The 21152-nt window shown below is 32.0% G+C and carries 17 protein-coding genes; 7 read left to right on the forward strand and 10 right to left on the reverse strand.

Annotation, left to right across the window (positions count from 1 at the left end):
* Positions 1–13: 13 nt before the first annotated feature.
* From EAH69_RS08375 to folE, 8 genes are all read right to left on the reverse strand, one after another.
* Positions 14–397, reverse strand: coding sequence for a hypothetical protein (locus tag EAH69_RS08375; protein WP_121934747.1), 384 nt, complete (start codon positions 395–397; stop codon positions 14–16).
* On the reverse strand, positions 397–1461 hold the full coding sequence (locus EAH69_RS08380; protein WP_121934748.1) for a DUF2891 domain-containing protein: 1065 nt from the start codon (positions 1459–1461) through the stop codon (positions 397–399). Before EAH69_RS08380 ends, EAH69_RS08375 begins: the two co-directional genes overlap by 1 nt.
* Positions 1462–1614: 153 nt before the next feature.
* Entirely contained in the window at positions 1615–2637 is a 1023-nt protein-coding gene (locus EAH69_RS08385; protein ID WP_121934749.1) for an alpha/beta hydrolase, read from the reverse strand.
* A 195-nt stretch (positions 2638–2832) separates the two neighbouring features.
* The gene (locus EAH69_RS08390) at positions 2833–4788 is read right to left on the reverse strand and encodes a putative porin (RefSeq protein WP_121934750.1); all 1956 of its coding nucleotides are present in this window, start codon (positions 4786–4788) and stop codon (positions 2833–2835) included.
* 100 nt (positions 4789–4888) lie between these two features.
* Positions 4889–6349 (reverse strand): RagB/SusD family nutrient uptake outer membrane protein, encoded by a 1461-nt coding sequence (locus EAH69_RS08395; RefSeq protein WP_121934816.1) that lies wholly within the window; start codon positions 6347–6349, stop codon positions 4889–4891.
* 21 nt (positions 6350–6370) lie between these two features.
* The gene (locus tag EAH69_RS08400) at positions 6371–9427 is read right to left on the reverse strand and encodes a SusC/RagA family TonB-linked outer membrane protein (protein ID WP_121934751.1); all 3057 of its coding nucleotides are present in this window, start codon (positions 9425–9427) and stop codon (positions 6371–6373) included.
* A 164-nt stretch (positions 9428–9591) separates the two neighbouring features.
* Positions 9592–11067, reverse strand: a complete 1476-nt coding sequence (gene cysS, locus EAH69_RS08405) for a cysteine--tRNA ligase (RefSeq protein WP_121934752.1) — start codon at positions 11065–11067, stop codon at positions 9592–9594.
* 18 nt (positions 11068–11085) lie between these two features.
* Positions 11086–11763, reverse strand: a complete 678-nt coding sequence (gene folE, locus EAH69_RS08410) for a GTP cyclohydrolase I FolE (protein WP_121934753.1) — start codon at positions 11761–11763, stop codon at positions 11086–11088.
* Between the two features lie 137 nt (positions 11764–11900).
* On the opposite strand from folE, the gene hutH reads away from it, so the two are divergent.
* The 5 genes from hutH (at position 11901) to EAH69_RS08435 (ending at position 17107) form a co-directional block, all read left to right on the forward strand.
* On the forward strand, positions 11901–13409 hold the full coding sequence (gene hutH / locus EAH69_RS08415; protein WP_121934754.1) for a histidine ammonia-lyase: 1509 nt from the start codon (positions 11901–11903) through the stop codon (positions 13407–13409).
* Between the two features lie 29 nt (positions 13410–13438).
* Entirely contained in the window at positions 13439–13789 is a 351-nt protein-coding gene (locus EAH69_RS08420) for a hypothetical protein (protein ID WP_121934755.1), read from the forward strand.
* A gap of 261 nt (positions 13790–14050) precedes the next feature.
* Positions 14051–14422: a ribosomal maturation YjgA family protein gene (locus tag EAH69_RS08425; protein WP_121934756.1), complete on the forward strand. Its 372-nt coding sequence runs from the start codon at positions 14051–14053 to the stop codon at positions 14420–14422.
* A 331-nt stretch (positions 14423–14753) separates the two neighbouring features.
* Entirely contained in the window at positions 14754–16733 is a 1980-nt protein-coding gene (locus tag EAH69_RS08430) for a urocanate hydratase (RefSeq protein WP_121934757.1), read from the forward strand.
* A 2-nt stretch (positions 16734–16735) separates the two neighbouring features.
* Complete coding sequence (locus EAH69_RS08435) at positions 16736–17107, forward strand: hypothetical protein (RefSeq protein ID WP_121934758.1); 372 nt, start codon at positions 16736–16738, stop codon at positions 17105–17107.
* Between the two features lie 52 nt (positions 17108–17159).
* Here EAH69_RS08435 and EAH69_RS14125 read toward each other — a convergent pair whose 3' ends face one another.
* Complete coding sequence (locus tag EAH69_RS14125; protein WP_121934759.1) at positions 17160–17318, reverse strand: IS3 family transposase; 159 nt, start codon at positions 17316–17318, stop codon at positions 17160–17162.
* Between the two features lie 411 nt (positions 17319–17729).
* On the opposite strand from EAH69_RS14125, the gene EAH69_RS08445 reads away from it, so the two are divergent.
* Entirely contained in the window at positions 17730–18605 is an 876-nt protein-coding gene (locus EAH69_RS08445) for a pirin family protein (RefSeq protein WP_121934760.1), read from the forward strand.
* A gap of 23 nt (positions 18606–18628) precedes the next feature.
* Entirely contained in the window at positions 18629–18910 is a 282-nt protein-coding gene (locus tag EAH69_RS08450) for a GNAT family N-acetyltransferase (protein WP_121934761.1), read from the forward strand.
* 52 nt (positions 18911–18962) lie between these two features.
* On the opposite strand, the gene EAH69_RS08455 is transcribed toward EAH69_RS08450, so the two are convergent.
* Positions 18963–20924 carry a GEVED domain-containing protein gene (locus tag EAH69_RS08455; RefSeq protein ID WP_230466756.1) on the reverse strand — a complete coding sequence of 654 codons (1962 nt, stop codon included), beginning with the start codon at positions 20922–20924 and terminating at the stop codon, positions 18963–18965.
* Positions 20925–21152: the final 228 nt, after the last annotated feature.

Genomic DNA, 21152 nt, shown 5'->3' on the forward strand with positions numbered 1-21152 from the left:
GATGGTTTTTATTTTATAAATGAATTCCGATTCCTCCTGCTTCACAGATTGGATTCGTATGCCAATCGGCATCATCATCAAACAATAAATCAAATTGATGTTCTTGATAAAATTCCAATTTATCTTCACCATCCGTAAAAATGATTTTCTCTTCGATTCCTAATTCTTTAGCATCTTTCAATAAATCTTCGTTTCTTCCTTCTACTTTTGGTTCCAGATTCATTCGTTTGCAATGTTCCAAATATTGTTCGTTACTGGTACGAACAGTCATAATCCAAACATCGTGACCTTTACAGATCAAACGTTTTGCTAATTGAAATAAAACATCATCTGTTAATGTATCATCATAATCGAAAGCGACTTTCAATTTATAATTTCCTTCTTGATCTTTAAACATTATTTCGCTTTTAATTCTTGTTTCGTTTTCAGCGCATACAATGCAAAAGTTCCCAACCAATGGCTTCCCATATAATCATCATTTGAGATATTATTGAAAGAATAATTAAAATGATGATCTGCCCATTGATTTAAATAATTTAGTTCAGGTAATTTATCAGCAATTTGATACAAAGCTGTTGCACGACTAAAATTTAGTCCATCTAAGTGCACCAAATGACCATCTGTACGATCTGAAACTATTCCAGGATTCAATTCAAAATTCTTTTTAAATAATTGAGGTAAAAAATCTTTTAACCATTCTTTATAATCCTCTTTTTGTTGAATTTTTGACATAATCAATGCTTCTTCTAAACAAGCAGATAAAAAATCGGAACCACTTGGCTCGAAAGCAATGTTACATTTTGTATCTTTTCCATACAAACGATTTGCATGAGTTACAATCACTTCTTCAAACGCTTTATCATTAACTGAACGTGCATATTCTATTGCCAAACTCAAACCAAAAGCTGTGTTATCATGTGTTCCGGTACGAACTGGATAAACCAATTTTGGTAAATAACCTTTGTACTTTTCAACAATCAAATCACTTAACGGTTTTAGATTTTTTGCCCAACGTTGTGCATCTGGATCTTGCCAATTATTCAATTCCATTTGTAATTGAAGTAACCACGCCCATCCATAAGTTCGTTCAAAATTGCGATTGTTTTTATCCTCGAAAAATGCTTTTTCTACCGCTGCATTTTCAGCAGTAATCAACTCATTTAATTGATTTCTTACTTCTCTATTTTTATCCAATTCAGGAAAATCTTTCATCAATTTTACGATCGACCAAAAGCCATGTACCGAAGAATGCCAGTCAAAACATCCATAAAATATAGGACGTAATTGTTTTGGCTTTTTCAAATCAGTATCACTTCCCAATACATTTCCTAATTTATTTGGATATTCTATCGTGATACAATGCGTTGGTAAATCGAAAATCTTTTGAGCTTGTTCTACTTTTAACTCTTGTGCAAAAGCAGTTGAAGAAATTATAGTTGATAGGATTAAAAATCGTTTCATGAAGATTGTTTTTATAAAACTAATCAATTTATTCTGTCAAGTTAAATTTAATTCAGCTTTTCACCATCTATCAATCTTACTGAAAGATTCCTCGCAGGCTCGGAATGACATTATTATTTTGTTAAAATAGAATTATTGAGTTTCGAGAAAATTTTAATCTTTGAAATTTTCAAGCGCTTCTTTTGCTTGCTGACTTTGTGGAAAATTATTCACATTATATTCAAAATACTTCTTGGCTAAATCAAATTTCTTTTGTTTAACTAAATAATTTGCTACTAAATGGATATATGTTTCTTGTGGTTGAAAAGTGAAATTTATCTTCGATGAAAATGCTTTAAACGAATCTTCAATTAAATCGGGTTGATTTGGAACATCTTTAATATTGATTCTATAACCATCGTACATCCAACGGATAAAATCTATGTTTCCAATCATTGGAACCGAACCGTGTTCTTCGTCTGCATATTGACGATAATTATAGCTAATTGTTTGATTATTCGATTCACTTATTAATGAATGAACAGTTTTAATGCCTCCATAATGATCTTGTAAATGTCCTACATTTTGACTTTCTCCAACTTGCGTAATTATCAAAAATCTTTTCTTAAAATCATTCGATTTAGCATTTTGATATAACTTTATTAATTCAAAATCATTAAACCAAATACTTGGGTCGTGTGCTACATACGCATTAAAAGTTTCAGGATAATTGTATAACGTTTTTAAAGCAAAATAACCACCTAATGAATGACCTATCAAAAATTTATAATCCAAAACTCGGTAATAATTTTCTACAAATGGGAATAATTCAGTTTGGATAAATTCAAGAAATTTTTTATCGTTAAGATGTGTAAAATCTTTGGTGCGATCTCCATTTTTATTCGTAATTCCGATTACAATAGATTCTGGCATTTCCTGGTAATGCCCTTTTTGAAACTTATTGACAACACTTGACACAAATGTGAAATTATCTTCGGCATCTAATACATAAATTACGGGATAATTTACTTTTTGAATTTTTGGATTTGAATATGATTCGGGAAGATTAATCCAAATCTCACGTTCAGTACCCAAAACTTTTGATTGGATTTTTTGAATTTCACCAAAGGGTAATTTTTCTTGAGCGAAAGTTATTTGATTTATAAATAGGATGAATAAATAAAGTAGTTTTTTCATTGTGTTGATTTTAATCAAAAATAATTATTTAGAATTAATCTAAAGAATGATTTTAAGCATAAAAACGACGTCATCAGACATAAATTGTCAAGCTGAAACAAGTTAAGAATGACTGTAAATAAAAAAACGACCTCATCAGAAGTCGTTTTTTTATTTATTTGAGATTCCTCGACGAAATCGGAATGACATGATTTATTATGTAAAGATATTCCACTTTAAACCTAACTGGAATTTGAATGCTCGGTAAGGTACACCCGGAGCAGAAAAATATTGAGGCTCTTTAGAGAACATCGAGTTTAAATGTTCACCACGGATATAGAATCTCATGTTTTGAACTTTAAAATTGATAAATGCATCAATAATTGGAAAATCTCCAATTTCTTGAATTTGATCTCCGTTTTGCATCATCAATTCGTTCGTTACAGGAAAATATTGAAAAGCATTATATCCTGTAAAATAGTAACCACTTAAACCTGCTTGTAATTCTCCTTTTCCATCAAAAACTTTACCTTGCCAATAGAATGTTTCGCGTAAAATCAAATCTGGCAACGGCATAAACTCTTCGTTTTTGGTTACATTTTGATATTGTACTGTAGATACTAAATTGAAATTTTTAGCAAACGTAAAATGATTCGTCAATTTCAATTTAAAGTAATTGATGTTATCATTTAATTGTGTAGGCAAATATTCTGCATTCGTATAAACGTAATTATCTATATTATAAGCAGCAGCCTCTACTGTTGTATTTAATTTTTCTAAATTTAAAACTCCATATATTTTTTGCGTATTCTCTTTATTAAATTGATTAAAATAATTAAAATCTGCAAAATAACTTTGGTTGTACATTAAATTTAAAGACGGAATATTAGATTGTGCTAAAATACCAGCAGTTAATGTATATCCTTCGATTGGTTGAATATCCAGAGCTGCATCTACATTGTATAAACCATCGTAATTGCTTCCTTGCAATAATTCTCCATTCGCACGAAGTCGTAACTTCTCATTCCAATCGAAATCAATTTTAGCAACTGCTCCAAACAAACTTTCAGACCAATCTTTTCGAATAGGATTAAATTCAATTTCTGGATTCGTATTTACTAACACATCATCAACACCAACTTTTACATTTTGAAATTTAATTCCGGCTTCAGCTTTTAAACGATTCGTCCACTGAAAACCAGCAGTTGTTGTATTACTAAAATTAGTTGCATATTTTTTATCACGCGTATCGTTCCCAATCACAGGAGATGTATAAAACTCCGCAATACCTTGTTCGAAACGCATTTTTTGCTTTTCGTATGATAAAGTATTTTTTAATTGAATTGGATGATAAACAGAGGAATCCGAGGCGTTAATACGTTTTAATATTCCATAAACTCCTGTCATATGTACACGACGTGAATCAAATTCAGAACGCGAATTCTGTAAATTCATCTTAATATTTCGTACGTTAGTTAAACGACGATCATCTTGATAAATAAAATCGTTGATATCCTCTACACCTCCATTCTCTTGCGTATCTAATTTCTGCGAAGCAAAATGTCCTTGAATTGTTAATCGTTCATTCTTGGATTTGTAGTTAGATGAGAAAACTAAACTATTGTTTTTATTTCCTTCTCTTCTGAAACGACCTTCAGAGTTTAAACCACGATAATGAAATGTATAATTAAATCGAGAATTTAAGTTATGGGAAAAAGTGGTAGATAAGAAATTCCCTTCCTTTACTCCAGCTTCGTAAATAAATTCTGTATAAGGTGTTTTTACATCAAAATAACGCACATCATTCACACCATAGTAATTGTATTTCTTCCCGAAAGGAAGCATAGAAATTACAAATGGTTTGTCTTGCACTTCTAAATCCATCACTACAGATCCACTATTCGGAAATATCATTTTACCGAATAAATCTTGTTTGATGAAATTTTGATTGTAATAATTTTTTATTGATAAAGTTGTATCAACAATTGATTGTTTAGAATTTTCTGTCCAAAACTTATAATCATCAATTTTAGTTTTGAAAATTTGAATAGAATCGTTTGTTGAATTTCCTTTTAAGGGCTTCACTATTCGAGATTCAACTAATGAATCGTTTACTTGTGCAAACGAATAAAAACTGATTCCGAATAATGTAATGAAAAAATACTTCTTCATAAGATTGTTATAACGTTACAAAAGTAATCTAAAATCTGAGAGAACAAAAAACCCACTCGCATGGAGTGGGTTAAAAATTATATAATTTTTTGAATATTGATTACCAACCTGGGTATTGTTTAATCTCTGGAACTAAATCTCTTTCAGTTCTAGGAATTGGTAATACGAAAATTTTATCATTCGCATCAACATCACAACGAGCTCCACCACAGTTTGTACCTTTGTTAATAGGTAAGTTATTACGTTTTAAGTCAAAAAATCTGTGACCTTCACCGATAAACTCTTTTTTCTTCTCTTCTAAAATACCTTGTAGTACGTTTCCTTCATTATAAGTAATTGTACTTCCTCTAGAGGCAGTAAATTCATTTAATAAAGCGACAGCTTGACCTTGTTGTCCTGATTTTGCCATTGCTTCCATTTGTACAAATAAAGCCTCTGTCATACGGAACACCTTAACGTTCATTGTATAATTGCTAGTTACATTATTCAAAGTTGTATTACGAGGCCATTTTCTTAGCCAAACTCCTTTAGGATCATCAGAAGCTGGTGTTCCTGATGTATTGAATAATGCTCTTCTGACATCACTAGTTTCAAAAGTATTGTAAAAAGATTGTCTTGCTAACATACTCCTGTGTGCTCCAGTATTAGAATAAAATGCACTAATATGAGAGTTTACACCTAAATTATTAATTTGAGTTTGTTCAATTTCCCAAATTGTTTCATTTTGCTCTTCTGATTTCGCTACGTCAGTTGCTGTAAAGTAATCGTATAATTGATCAGATTGAATTCTTGAGAAATTAGCAGGAGATGAAGTCAACACTTCATTTGCTAAAGAAGCAGCTCTACTATAATCTTCAGATCTCCCTCTTGTTAATAACACTTTAGATAAGATAAACTTAGCCGCTGTAGGTGATAAATATGTTTTAGAACCTCTGTTTAAATTTCCAATTTCAACTCCACCTTCCTCTAAATCTTTTACAATTTGAGCATATACTTCATCAACCGTCGATCTACCAACAGTTGCCATTGGGTCTGTATACAATTCTAATTTTAATGGCACACCATACTCTTGATTAATACCTGATGTAGGATTTGGTGAAAACAATTGAACTAAATAAAAGTAAGCTAAACCTCTTATTATTTTAGCTTCTCCTTTCAATTTTTTTACATTTTCAGTTTCTTCTAAATTCGTATCATTAATAACAAAATTAGCACGCTGAATTACTGTATATAAAGCTGAATATTGCCCAAATCCACTATCTCCAATCCATGATAATGAATTCTCAGTTAAGAAATATCCATCGTTAGTAGTTGATACGAAAATGTTATCAGAAATAACATCTCCATAAATTAGAATATTAGCACCAAAGTTAGTACCTGAAGCTAGTCCAGAATACGCTCCGATAACGAAACGCTCCATTTGCTCTTCATTTTTCATTCCATTATTTGCATCAAAGATATCTCCGATTAGCGGTCTTTCATCCAATCTCTCTTCGTCACATGAATAAAATAGCGGAACTAATGCCAATAAGGCTATTTTAAATAAATTCTTTCCTTTCATAATAATAATTTTAATCGACAATTAGAAATCTACTGAAATACCTAATGAAATTGACTTCATAATTGGTGAAGTATAATCATATAGACCTTTACCAGCCCATCCACCGTAAGCATTTGAGTTTGCTTCTGGGTCAAAAGTTAAATCCTCATCAAACGTGTATAACCATAAGTTTACACCTTTTGCATATATTGTTAAGTTATGAATACCGGTCTGCTGTTTAAATTTATCACCGAAAGAGTATGCAATTTTTGCTTCTTTTAAACGGATATGATCTCCATCTCTCATCCAACGAGAAGATAATAATTGCGATTGAGATGTATTACCTGCAATCTGAATTGGATTTTTAGCATCCTTGTTATCAGGAGTCCAAGAATTGTACAATGCATCTGTAGTTTGATTATAGTTTACAGAAGTACCATCACCTAACACGTAATTTTGCCACATGTTATGTACAGCATACTCGAACTGCCCCGTAAAGAATACACTTAAAGAGAATCCTTTATAAGAGAATTCATTCTTTAAACCTGCTGTATATTTAGGAAAAGGAGATACACCTTGCCAAACACGCTCTGCTTGTCCTTTATCTGTTGTCGTAGTCGTTCTTGTTCCATCAGTATAATATAAACCAGCTCCTGTCTCACGGTCTACTCCTGCCCAAGTGTAAGTATAGTACTCACCAATTTCGTGACCTACTCCTAACGCTCTAATACCGTTACCTGACCCCGTAATAATTTGATCTGGATCTTCTGTTAACTTTTCAAGTGTATTTTTATTATATGAGAAGTTTCCATACACATTCCATCTGAAATCTTTGTTGATTGGACGAGCATTTAATGTCATCTCAACCCCTTTGTTGGAAATTTCTCCAATATTTGTTAAGTAAGATGTTGGAGATCCATTTTGTAATGGTATTAGCCCTGAGTATATTGCATCTACTGTTTTCTTATTATATACATCAACACCAAATACTAATTTATTATCAAAAACTCCTAAATCCGCACCAACATTCCATTGTTTCGACACCTCCCATTTTAAATCAGGATCACCAGCTGTATTGATAAATTCAGAAGAAGTACTATCTCCGTATAATCCTAAACTAGATATTGAATATGCTCTATATTGATCACCCCAGTTATCCGCGTATGGAATATTCCCGATTTCACCATAATTTGCTCTAACAGTAAAAGTAGATAAGAATTTAGGCGCAAAAGATTCTTTTAAAATATTATAGTTAGCTCCAACTGACCAGAAAACTCCAGATTTATCATTAATACCTAATGTAGAATTAGAATCTCTTCTTAACTGAGCAGAAAGTGTTACTTTATTATTGTATGTATAATTTGCACGTGAGAAATAAGAGATTTGAGTCCATTTATAGAAAGCATCTCCTGTAAAGTTCCTAACAGTACCATATGATAAATATGGTCTTGGCTCTGATAATTCAGTAACATAAGCACTATTTCTGTTGTACTTATGCTCTTGGTATTCTACCCCTGCCCATGCCTGAACATCGTGAACATCTTTAAATAATTTACGGTAAGAAACAGAGTTTTGCCAGTTCCAGTCAAATACTCCTGTATTTGCTTTGTTAACATAACCTCCAATGTTCATACCATCTCCCATATCTGGTCCCCAATAGTTTTTCTCAGATAAACTTTGGTATTGAGCTCCAAATAATGTATAAAAGTAGAAATCTTTAGCAAATTGCCATTCTCCGTGAACAGATCCTAAATAAGTTTGGATTGTTCCTTCTAAGAAATCAGTATTTTGTAAAGCTACCGGGTTGAAATTATCATTACCTGGTCCTAGACCTGTTTGATTATAAGATCCATCTTCATTGTAGATTGGTCTTGTTGGTGCGATAGCCCAAGATTGTAACCAAGGATTACGGAAAGCTCCACCATCATTGACAGATGTTCTTTCAACATTTGTAAAGTTTAAGTTCATTCCAAAATTGAATTTATCTTCAATTTTATGCTCTAAAGCCGAATTAACACTTAAACGTTCAAAATTAGAATTTAATACTAATGGTTTATTCTCGTAGAATGATCCACCAATACGGAAAGAGGTATTTTCACTACCTCCTGAAGCAGAAAAATTATACGTTCTTACAGAAGCTGTGTTTCTCATTACAGCACCTTGCCAATCTGTATCTGTAACTCCATCGTAATTTAGGTAAGTTCTGAAAGCTTGTTCAGCAGCATCTCTACTAACGTAGTTTCCTGTATTGAAATAAGCTAAACCACCCCATTGGATATATTGATTAGCATTCATCCAGTTTTGCTCATCAAATGCAATGTCCTGAATCGCCATATCTGTAGATAGATTGAATCTAGTCTTAGCTCCATATTTACCTTTTTTCGTTTTAATAACGATTACACCATTCGCTCCACGCGCTCCATATAATGCTGTTGCAGAAGCATCTTTTAATACTGTAACATCTTCAATCATATTAGGATCAATAGACGCTAATGGATTCCATGATTCCATTAAACCAGCATTATCAGAACCTTTACCAACTACAACACCATCAATAACATAAAGTGGATTAGTTGTTCCAATGATGGAACCTACCCCACGAATAGTAATAATATTTGTTGATCCTGGATCTCCAGAGTTTGTTGAGAATACTAAACCAGCCACACGACCATTTAAAACCTCATCAATAGATGCTGTAGGTGCTAATTCGAAATCTTCCTTTTTGATGATATCATAAGCTCCAACTTTTTGTGATGCATCCATTTTTACACCACCTACAAGATTTACTGTTGATAAACTAATCTCATCAGCTTTTGATGGTGCTAATTTTATATCTCCAATTCTATTAGAAGCTACTTTAATTGTACGCTCTTCTCCATTGATATCAATGATTCTTAACGTATCACCAATATTTGCATCGATCGTGAAAGCCCCATTTGCATCTGTTAATACTGAAGCTCCAGTTCTGTCTAAAACAACCTCAGCTTCTTCTAATGGTAAGCCACTAGAGTCTTTTACAACTCCAGAAACTTGCGCATAGGCAAGACCTCCCATTAGGAATAACGATAATACGCCTAAAGACGTAATACTTTTCCTCATTTGTTAATTTTTTAGTGCTAATTATAACAAATATGTAATAAATTAACGAAAACAACAAATGATAGGTTAAAAAATCAGAATGAAATCTTAAAATTTTAACAAATCAATAAAAAAAGCGCCCTTTTAAGGCGCTTTTAACTAATTATCAATACTATATATTTAATTTAGAACGTATAAGTTGTTCCGTCTTTACCATCCTTCAATTGGATACCTAAAGCAGCTAATTGATCACGAATTTGGTCAGACAATGCCCAGTTTTTATCTGTTCTTGCCTGAACACGCATATCAATTAACATTTTAACTACACCATCTAATTTTTCTGTATTCGCATTGCCTTCTTCACCGGCTTGTAAACCTAATACTTCAAAAACAAAACCTTTAATAGTTGTTGCTAATACTTCTAAATCTGATACTGTAATCGATTCTGAACCATCTTTGATTGAGTTAATCATCTTAACACCATCAAATAAATGAGCGATTAAAATTGGAGTATTAAAATCATCATCCATTGCTGTGTATAATTTATCGACCCATTCTTGGATATTTACAGAAGATGAAGCTGATGTTGCTAAATCATCTACAATTTTAATAGCTTCCATTAAACGGTTATACCCTTTCTCTGAAGCTAACATAGCTTCGTTCGAAATATCTAACACGCTACGGTAGTGCGCTTGTAAGAAACAAAAACGAACTACACTTGGATGAAATGCTTTTTCGAAGAAATCATTTTCACCATTAACTAATTGCATTGGTAAGATATAATTCCCTGTTGATTTACTCATACGTTGACCATTCATCGTCAACATATTTGCATGCATCCAATATTTTACAGGATCGTGACCATTACATCCTTTGGCTTGAGCAATTTCACATTCGTGATGAGGAAATTTTAAATCCATTCCTCCACCATGAATATCGAAAAAATCACCTAAATATTTCGTACTCATTACAGTACATTCTAAGTGCCAACCCGGAAATCCTTCGCCCCAAGGTGAAGCCCAACGCATAATATGAGCTGGTGATGCGCTTTTCCAAAGTGCAAAATCTACTGGGTTTTTCTTTTCACCTTGACCATCTAAATCTCTCGTGTTATTGATTAATTCGTCGATGTTACGGTTACTTAATTCCCCATAATTTAGTCCTTTTTTATTGTAAGCTTCTACATCAAAATAAACTGACCCGTTCACTTCATAAGCTAATCCTAAGTCAATTAATTTTTCAGCTAAAGCAATTTGCTCTAAAATATGACCTGTTGCTGTAGGCTCGATTGTCGGAGGTAATAAATTGAATTTTTCTAAAACTTTATGAAAATCAACTGTGTACTTTTGTACAATTTCCATTGGTTCTAATTTCTCCAATTTAGATTGTTTCACAAAACGATCATTCTCTACATTTCCGTCATCTGTTAAATGCCCAGCATCTGTAATATTACGAACGTAACGTACTTTGTAACCTAAAAATTTTAGGTAACGGTAAATCATATCAAAAGACATAAATGTACGTACATTTCCCAAGTGAACATTGCTGTAAACAGTAGGACCACAAACATACATTCCTACATTATTTAAATTAATAGGCTCAAATGTTTCTTTTTGTCCTGTTAAGGAATTATGTAATTTTAATTGATTTTCTTTTACCATTTTAAAGGAATTATTTTCTTAAACGTTGAACGTAGTTTTCATCCCAATGTATGCGATGAATTCTTTTCTTAATTGCTCATTATCTTTAAATGCTCCTCCGTATTCTGCAGTTACCGTACTTGATTCGATATCTTTAATACCACGAGAGTTAACACATAAGTGTTTCGCATCAATAATACATGCAACATCATCAGTTCCTAAAGCATCTTGCATCGCTTTAACAATTTGCATTGTTAAACGCTCTTGTACTTGTGGACGTTTTGCATAATATTCTACAATACGATTCATTTTAGATAATCCAATTACTTTTCCTTTAGAAATGTAACCAACATGAGCTCGTCCAACGATTGGTAAGAAATGGTGTTCGCAAGTCGAGTAAACTACGATATCCTTTTCTACCAACATTTCGTTATAGTTATATTTATTTTCGAAAGTTGACATTCCTGGCTTACGCTCTGGTAATAACCCTCCAAAAATCTCTTTCACGAACATTTTCGCTACACGTTTTGGAGTTCCTTTCAAACTATCATCTGTTAAATCTAAACCTAAAGTTTCCATGATATGACGGAAATCCGCTTCAATCATTGCTACTTTTTCTTCTGCTGACAACTCAAATGCATCATCTCTTAAAGGCGTCTCTAAGTTAGCTGACATGTGGTCGTCTCCTATTTCGTCATGAAGATGTTTATCACACATTACTTTAAAATTTTAGCAAATTTATAAAAGTTGATGAGATAAAACCTTATCAATTATCAATTATTCACTCTTATTCAATAGTATATTTTAAACAATCCGAGAAAAGTTTATCTTTGATATTAAGCAAACAACCAATAATGAATACAAAAACTCTAGGAATCGACTTTATATCTTTTGAGGATTTTAAAGCAATACAAGCTGGAATAAAGAAAGCAAACTTATCAGAAGAAAGTAAATCTCAAATTCTGAAATCAAAGGAAAACGTCGCTAAAATTGTAGCTTCAGGGCAAACAGTTTACGGAATTAATACAGGTTTTGGACCTTTATGTGATACAAAAATATCAGAAGAAGAAACGCGACAATTACAACACAATTTATTAATTAGCCATGCTGTTGGTGTTGGAAATCCAATCAAAAAAGAAATCTCAAAAACGATGTTATTAGCGAAAGCTCATGCTTTATCGAAAGGATTTTCGGGTGTAACGTTAGAAGTTGTTGAACGCATCCTCTTAATGGTAGAGAAAGATATTATTCCTGCTGTTCCAGAAAAAGGATCTGTTGGTGCTTCCGGAGACTTGGCTCCATTATCTCACTTGTTTTTACCTTTAATTGGTGAAGGAAAAGTTTGGGATGGTGACCAAATTATTTCAACAAAAGAAGCTTTAGCAAAACATAATCTACAACCATTAAACTTATCTGCAAAAGAAGGTTTAGGATTAATAAACGGAACACAATTCATCTTATCTCACGCTTTACACGGTTTAAAGAAATTCGAATATTTATTGAATTTAGCTGATGTTGTTGGCGCATTATCTTTAGAAGCTTACGAAGGATCGCCAAGTCCTTTCAAAGCAGAATTACATCAAATACGTGCATTCAAAGGAACTGTTTTAGTGGCAGAACGCATGCGAAAATTATTAGAAGGTTCCGGAATCGCCTATTCACACACAGATTGTGGACGCGTACAAGATCCGTATTCTTTACGTTGTATTCCACAAGTACACGGTGCTTCACGCAACGCCTTTTTCCATTTACAAGAATTAGCAGAAATCGAATTAAACTCGGTTACAGATAATCCAATCGTAATCTCAGATGAAGAAGCTATTTCTGGTGGAAATTTCCATGGACAACCTTTAGCAATGGCTTTAGATTACGCAACAGTTGCAGCTTCTGAATTAGGAAATATTTCAGATCGTCGTCAATATTTATTAATCGAAGGAAAATACGGATTACCAAAGTTATTAACAGAAAGTTCTGGGTTGAATTCTGGATTTATGATTCCACAATATACTTCAGCGGCTTTATGTACAGAAAATAAAACATTATGTTTCCCTGCTTCTGCAGATAGTATTCCAACTTCATTAGGACAAGAAGATCATGTTTCGATGGGAAGTATTTCGGGACGAAAATTCAATCAAGTTTTAGATAATTTGGAACGAATTTTAGCCATTGAAATCATGTATGCTTGTCAAGGTTTAGAATTTAGAAGACCAAAACAAACAAGTCCTTATTTAGAAGAAGTTTTCTCTAAAGTTCGTTCGGTTTGTCCGAAATTAGAGGATGATCGTTTGATTGGTGATGATATCAATAATATTATCGACTTGTTGCAAACGGATTCTTTTCAGGAATTAATTATGAATTTTTAAATTCTTAGACAAGCTCAGAATGAAATATTATGGATATAATTGAAGCTATTTTAGAATTTTTTTTAGCTCCTGGTTTCAATAAAGAAAACACTCAAAAAGATAAGGCAGGCTATTTTTTATTTATTACAAGCTTAATATCGATTGCATTGTTTTTTTTATCATATGATTTATTTGAAAATCAACATTTCATTTTAATATTAATTTCTTTAATAGGAAGTAGTATTATATTAAATATTGGTTTGATTTTACTGTTGATAAAATTCAAGATGATTCAACCTACTACTTTTCTAAATTTTATTTACTATTTAGTAGGATTAATGTCATTAACAAGCAGTTTCGGGTTATTCATAATTGATTATTTTAAAATTATTACTAATTGATGCGATCCTGAAACGAGTTCATAATCACTTACAAAACTTGTCAAGCTGAATTTATTTCAGCTTCACATCAGTATTTAAAGATTCATCGATAAGCTCAGAATGAAATAATCTTAGAATAAAACACTTTAGAAAACTATGTTCCAATTCAGAATGACATACAAAATTGTCAAGCTGAATTTATTTCAGCTTCACATCAGTATTTAAAGATTCATCGATAAGCTCAGAATGACATAATCTTAGAATAAAACACTTTAGAAAACTATGTTCCAATTCGATAAAAAATCATTCATCATTGCTTTAATAATATTCTTAATCGAAGTTTTTATTGCGTTGTATATCAAAGATCAAATTATTCGTCCTTTTGTTGGTGATATTTTAGTGGTGATTTTGATTTACTATTTCATCAAAGCATTTATCAAAACAAAGGCGATCTATATTGCAATTTTTACATTGATTTTTTCTTTTTTGGTCGAAATTTTACAGTATTTCAAATTTGTAGAATTGATAGGTTTAGGAAATAACAAAGCTGCAAGAATAATTATCGGAACATCTTTTTCTTGGATAGATTTAATCTGTTATTTCATCGGATTTATAGTTCTATTTTTTATTGATAGAGATTTGAAGAGGATATGAATTACAACTATTTATTATTGGCAATCATTCTAATAATTATTGGAATTATAGGAATGTATAAAAATCAATTCTGGAAAAATAAAATAGAGGATTCATATTTTAAAGTGAGATTATTTGGAAGTTACACAATAATATTAATCATAGGATTATTTTGTTTATTTAAAATATGATGCGATCCTGAAACGAGTTCATAATCACTTACAAAACTTGTCAAGCTGAATTTATTTCAGCTTCACATCAGTATTTAAAGATTCATCGATGAACTCAGAATGACAAGAAATCGTAAAACATATTACGTTTAAAGTACAACTTAAAAAAACAACACAAAAAAATGACATTTCAAGAACAAATTAAACAAGGAATACCATCGGTTTTACCACCGAAAAAAATATATAATGAAAACGTAAGTCACGCGCCAAAACGCAAAGAAATCTTATCAGAAGATGAGAAAAAATTAGCGCTTAAAAATGCTTTACGTTATTTCGAACCTCAACATCATGCCGAATTAATTCCTGAATTCAAGGAAGAATTGGAGAAATACGGTCGCATATATATGTACCGTTTAAAACCAGATTATGAAATTTATGCTCGTCCAATTACAGATTATCCTGGAAATTCGGAACAAGCAAAAGCAATCATGTTAATGATTCAGAATAATTTGGATCCTGCCGTTGCTCAACATCCTGATGAATTAATTACTTACGGTGGGAATGGAGCTGTTTTCCAAAATTGGGCGCAATATTTATTAGCAATGAAGTATTTGTCTGAAATGACAGACGAGCAAACTTTGGTGATGTATTCTGGACATCCGATGGGTTTATTTCCATCTCACAAAAATGCACCAAGAGTTGTCGTTACAAACGGAATGGTAATTCCTAATTACTCTAAACCAGATGATTGGGAAAAAATGAATGCTTTAGGTGTTTCTCAATACGGGCAAATGACTGCAGGAAGTTACATGTACATTGGTCCACAAGGAATCGTTCATGGTACAACAATCACAGTTTTAAATGGTTCTCGTAAGATTGATGATAAAGGAACTGCTGGTAAATTATTTGTGACTGCTGGTTTGGGTGGAATGTCTGGTGCACAACCAAAAGCCGGAAATATTGCTGGTGTTGTTTCAGTAACAGCAGAAGTAAATCCGGCTGCAACTTGGAAACGTCACGAACAAGGTTGGGTAGACGAAGTAATTTCAGACTTGGATGAATTAGTCGCTCGTGTTCAAAAAGCAAAAGCAGATAAAGAGGTTGTATCTATCGCTTATGATGGAAATATTGTTGATGTTTGGGAAAAATTTGACCAAGAAAATGTTTACATTGATTTAGGTTCAGACCAAACTTCTTTGCATAATCCTTGGGCTGGAGGTTATTATCCAGTCGGATTATCTTTCGAAGATGCAAATCAAATGATGGCTGAAAATCCAGAATTGTTCAAAGAAAAAGTTCAGGAAACATTGCGTCGTCATGCCGCAGCTATCAATAAACATACAGCAAAAGGAACGTATTTCTTTGATTACGGAAATGCCTTTTTATTGGAAGCTTCTCGTGCTGGAGCTGATGTTATGGCAGAAAACGGCATCGATTTCAAATACCCTTCGTATGTACAAGATATAATGGGACCAATGTGTTTCGATTATGGCTTTGGACCATTCCGTTGGGTATGTACATCTGGAAAACCAGAAGATTTACAAAAAACGGATGAAATAGCTTGTCAAGTTTTAGAAGAAATTATGCAACATTCTCCAAAAGAAATTCAGCAGCAAATGCAGGATAATATCACTTGGATTAAAGGTGCGCAAGAAAACAAATTAGTGGTTGGTTCGCAAGCTCGTATTTTATACGCAGATGCAGAAGGACGAATTAAAATTGCGAAAGCTTTTAATGATGCCATTGCAAAAGGTGAAATCGGACCAGTTGTTTTAGGTCGAGATCATCACGATGTTTCGGGAACGGATTCTCCTTTCCGTGAAACGTCTAATATTTATGACGGATCAAAATTTACGGCAGATATGGCAATTCATAATGTAATTGGCGATAGTTTTCGTGGTGCAACTTGGGTTTCTATTCACAATGGTGGCGGCGTTGGTTGGGGCGAAGTAATCAACGGAGGATTCGGAATGTTATTAGATGGATCTTCGGATGCTGAACAACGCTTAAAATCAATGTTACATTGGGATGTGAATAACGGAATTGCTCGCAGATCATGGGCAAGAAACGAAGAAGCTATCTTTGCCATCAAACGCGCAATGGAGGAAGAACCTTTATTAAAGGTAACTTTACCGAATATTGTGAATGAAGAATTATTATAAAAATGAAGAAATTAATTGTAATACCTTTTCTATTATTAATCTTTTCGTGTAATCAAAAACCTAATTGTAATGCTTTTGTCGATTTTTATAGTGAAAGTGAATGTTTTCTTTTAGTTGAAAAAAAATATTGGGGAACAAGAGGGAATTTAGCTATGGAAGGTATAGATCCTTTTACACAAAAAAAATGTGAATGTAATGAACAAAATCGTTGGTGGGCTATTTATAGAAACGAGATCAATATTGGTGATACCATCATCAAACGAAAAGGTAAATTAACTTTCAATATTCATAAAAAAGATACGATAATTTCTCATGAATGGGAATGTGATGGAAAAACATTTCATCCTGATGGAACAATAAAATCTGAATTATAAAATAAAAACCACACTTCAATTTAGACTGCACCCAAAAGTTTGGACACAAAAATTAATTATTATAAAAATGAGTTCGATATTCAATCGGGCTCATTTTGTTTAAATTCGATTTAATTCTTTCGTTGTTATAATAGTAAATATATTGTTTAATTTCTTTTTTAAGTTGTTCAATTGAATCATTTTTTTTCAAGTAAAATAATTCTATTTTCATTTTTGTCTTGACACAAAAACGAAACAAAAAAGTCAAGGCTTCAAATCTATTAGACTAAAAACAAATCTTATTTCGTGAATGAATTAAATGATTCGCATTTGCTCACTAATTCATTCTTATACTCCATTCGATTTATTTTATTAACGTCATAGATTTAGATGCCATTTTTTTTAAATTCATTGTTTCAGTAAAAATCTTTGTTTTTCTTCGAAACGAAAATCACTCGAAGTGACAGAAAGGTCAAGCTGAATTCATTTCAGCTTCTCATATAAAGGATACAACCCTCCATTGATCTACATCAATTAATTCAAATACAACTTCTTAACCTACATCAATTTACATCAAAGCTCATCATCATAACTTTGTAAAAGAAATAAAGAACAATAGTTTATTAATACAAATACAATAGATATGAACACAAAAAATATAGAAGCAGTAATTGCACCAAGAGAACCACATTTTGTAGGAGATGGATTTAGAGTGCACAACTTTATACCAAGTTTTGGAAATCTTAGTATGCGTAGAATGGATCCATTTATTATGTTAGATTATAATTCGAAATTTAATTTTCCTGCTACAGATATTCCGAAAGGAGTTGGTGTACATCCGCATCGTGGTTTCGAAACTGTAACTATCGCATATGAAGGAAGTGTATCTCATCACGACAGTGCTGGTGGAGGTGGAACAATTCACCAAGGTGATGTACAATGGATGACGGCTGCTTCTGGTGTTTTACACAAAGAATATCACGCTGAAGAATTTTACAAAAAAGGTGGAATCTTTCAAATGGTTCAGCTTTGGGTAAACTTACCAGCAAAAGACAAAATGAGTGCGCCTAAATATCAGGCAATCGAACATAAAAATATTCCAACAGTTGAAGTCGAAAATGGTTTCGTAGAAGTTATAGCAGGAAATTACAAAGGAACACAAGGTAGCGCAAGTACTTTTTCTCCAATACATATGCAAAACGCTAAATTGAATTTAGGTGGAAAAGCTGAGTTTAATTTTCATGCAAACTATAATACTGTTGCATTAATCATCGAAGGTGAAGCTAAAATTAATGGTGAAACTTTAGTTGCTACGGATCATTTAGTGTTATTTACAAATCAAGGTGAAGATTTTACAATTGAAGCAACTGAAGATAACACTGTGGTATTAATTTTGAGTGGTGAACCTTTAAATGAACCAATTGCATCTTACGGCCCATTTGTGATGAATACGCAAGAAGAAATTCGTGAAGCTTTCAATGATTACAATGATGGTAAATTTGGTACTTTAGAGGATTAATAGAAATTAAAATTTAAGATACTATGGAGTTTGTAAAAACTGATGATGGAAAAAGAGGTTCTGTACAATTAATGGATGGAACAACAGAAGCTGGTGCAATGAACTATACTTGGGCTGGAAGTGATAAAATTATTATTGATCATACTCATGTAAATGAAAATTACAAAGGTCAAGGAATTGGTAAACAAATCTTAGAAAATATTATTGCTTGGTTACGTGCTGATAATATAAAAGTAATGCCTTTATGTCCTTTTGCGAAAGCGCAGTTTGATAAAAACGCTGATTTTAGAGATGTATTAATGTAAAAATAAAAGGTCTAGTTTTCACTAGACCTTTTTTTAATAATTGACACAAAAATTATTTCTTAATAACTTTTTTAATAATTGTTTCATCAGAAGTTACTATCTGAATGAAATAAACTCCTTTTGATAATCCTGAAAAATTAACTTCAGAATTTGTTTTATCTACTTTAAATCCTCCAACTTGTTGACTTAATGTATTTAAAACTTTAATTGATATAATCTCTTTTGCTGTTTCTATTTTTAAAATATCTTTCACTGGATTTGGGTAAACTTTTACTGAAGAATTTACAACATCTGTTACAGCTAAAGGTGCAGTTATATTTACCTTATAATTTTCACTTTGTCCGTATGCATATGTTAATGAACAAGCATCTTCAGGAACAATTCTATAAACCTTCATTACGCGCATTCTTGTTTCACCTAGTAATGCATTTTCTGGTATTGTGATTGTATTTGAAACTGTTTTTCCATCTACACCAGTTGAATTTGAAATTGATCCAATATAAAAACCTTCTGTATCTGAATCAAAAGTACCGTCTTGATTAAAATCAAAGAAAACTACAAACTCACTTCCATTTTCTGGTCCATTTGTATTTCCAGCAACTGTAATTTCATAAGATCCATTTTGAGCGATATCTGTTGACATATTTAAAAAATACTCACTTTCTGCTGAAGTTAAATCTGCTGAAGTTGTATTATTAATTGTACCAAAAGTTACATTAGTAATCGGCTCAACTTGTACTGAAAATCTTGGAGTACAATATGCATCCTTTACATTTACTTTAAATGTTCCTGTAGCTAAAATATTTCCTTCTGCATCAACTGAATTATATTTTACAGTAGTGATTCCTAATGGAAATTCAGCACCAGATTCAAATCCTTCTACTAATTGTAAAGTGGCTCCTTCACAATTTGTAGTTACATCATAAGTAATTACAGCAGAATTTTGACCAACTTCTGTTTGATACTCAATATCAGCTGGTACTTCAACAATACAACCTATTTCATCAAAGTAACCATTTAAATTAATAATCCAACCTGGAGCTATATTTGCATTGCCACTTTCGTTACCTCCAATAAAATTTCCATTTTCAGAAACACTATTCGCACCTCCTAATCGACCACCAGGTATATCTATAGTAATACCTTCTTCTATCAATATTTCTTTTAATAAACGAGGTTGATCTCCAAAAGATTCATGATAAATAATTGCATCACGATCCATTACATTATTTTGTGCATAACCTACAGTGATCCCGTTTGAAGAATAAACAAAAGCTCCGGTTCTATATCCAGCTGGTAAATTAAATACTTTATATTCATTCGTATTTAAATTATATATATATGGTTTTAATGCAACATCTCCTACTAAAGTTCCTTCATCAGTGATATGCCAAATATGGTTATTAACAGGAACCGCAAGATCTGTTAAGATTTTTTCTAAAGATTGACCAACTTGATAAACTGCTAATTCACGAAAAGTTCCATTTGTATTTGCATCAACCCAACCAACTGTTTTACCAGAATTATTTACACTGTAACCTGCTCCATAAGTATACCCTTGTGGCAAAAGATTAGTTAAAGTTTGTGTTTGAATATCGTAAACAAATGGCTTTGCTTGCATTTGTCCAGAGATATATCTCCCATTCTCGCTAATTTTATATACTGTTGTGACATCACTTGCTACAAAACTTTCAAAAACTGGTATTGTAATCCATACTTCAGAATTTGCTAATTTATATATTGGATGGGTTAAACCATCAATAATTTTAGTCCCTACAATATCACCTGCTTCATTCATATAAGCATAGGTATTAATTTCTGCTGGTTTAGGAACCATCATATTCGAAACGTAATCATAAGTAAAAGTTGCTAGTAATGCATTTCCATTATTTTGAATTCCTTTTACTGCAGTTCCTGGAACTCCAAAAGGTCTAAATTCAATTTGTTGTTCTTGCCCAAAAAGAGCAGAAACTAATAAAGTAAATAATAGAGTAAGTTTTAATTTGTTAATCATATGTTCACTAATTATAAATTTCAAATAACTTAATAAAAACTTAATATTTTTTGACTTCATATTTCAAATTTCACGAATCTTTAAAGTCTTTATTTTTAATTAATAAATCTTATTCAAATGCTGATAATTAAAAGACTTAATTATTGAATTACAATTATTTAAATTATAACATTTCGATACTAAGTTTTAAACTAACTACAATTATATCTACAAAACACTTTATTATCA

The sequence above is a fragment of the Faecalibacter macacae genome (assembly GCF_003687725.1).
GTDB classification, from domain to species: Bacteria; Bacteroidota; Bacteroidia; order Flavobacteriales; family Weeksellaceae; genus Empedobacter; species Empedobacter macacae.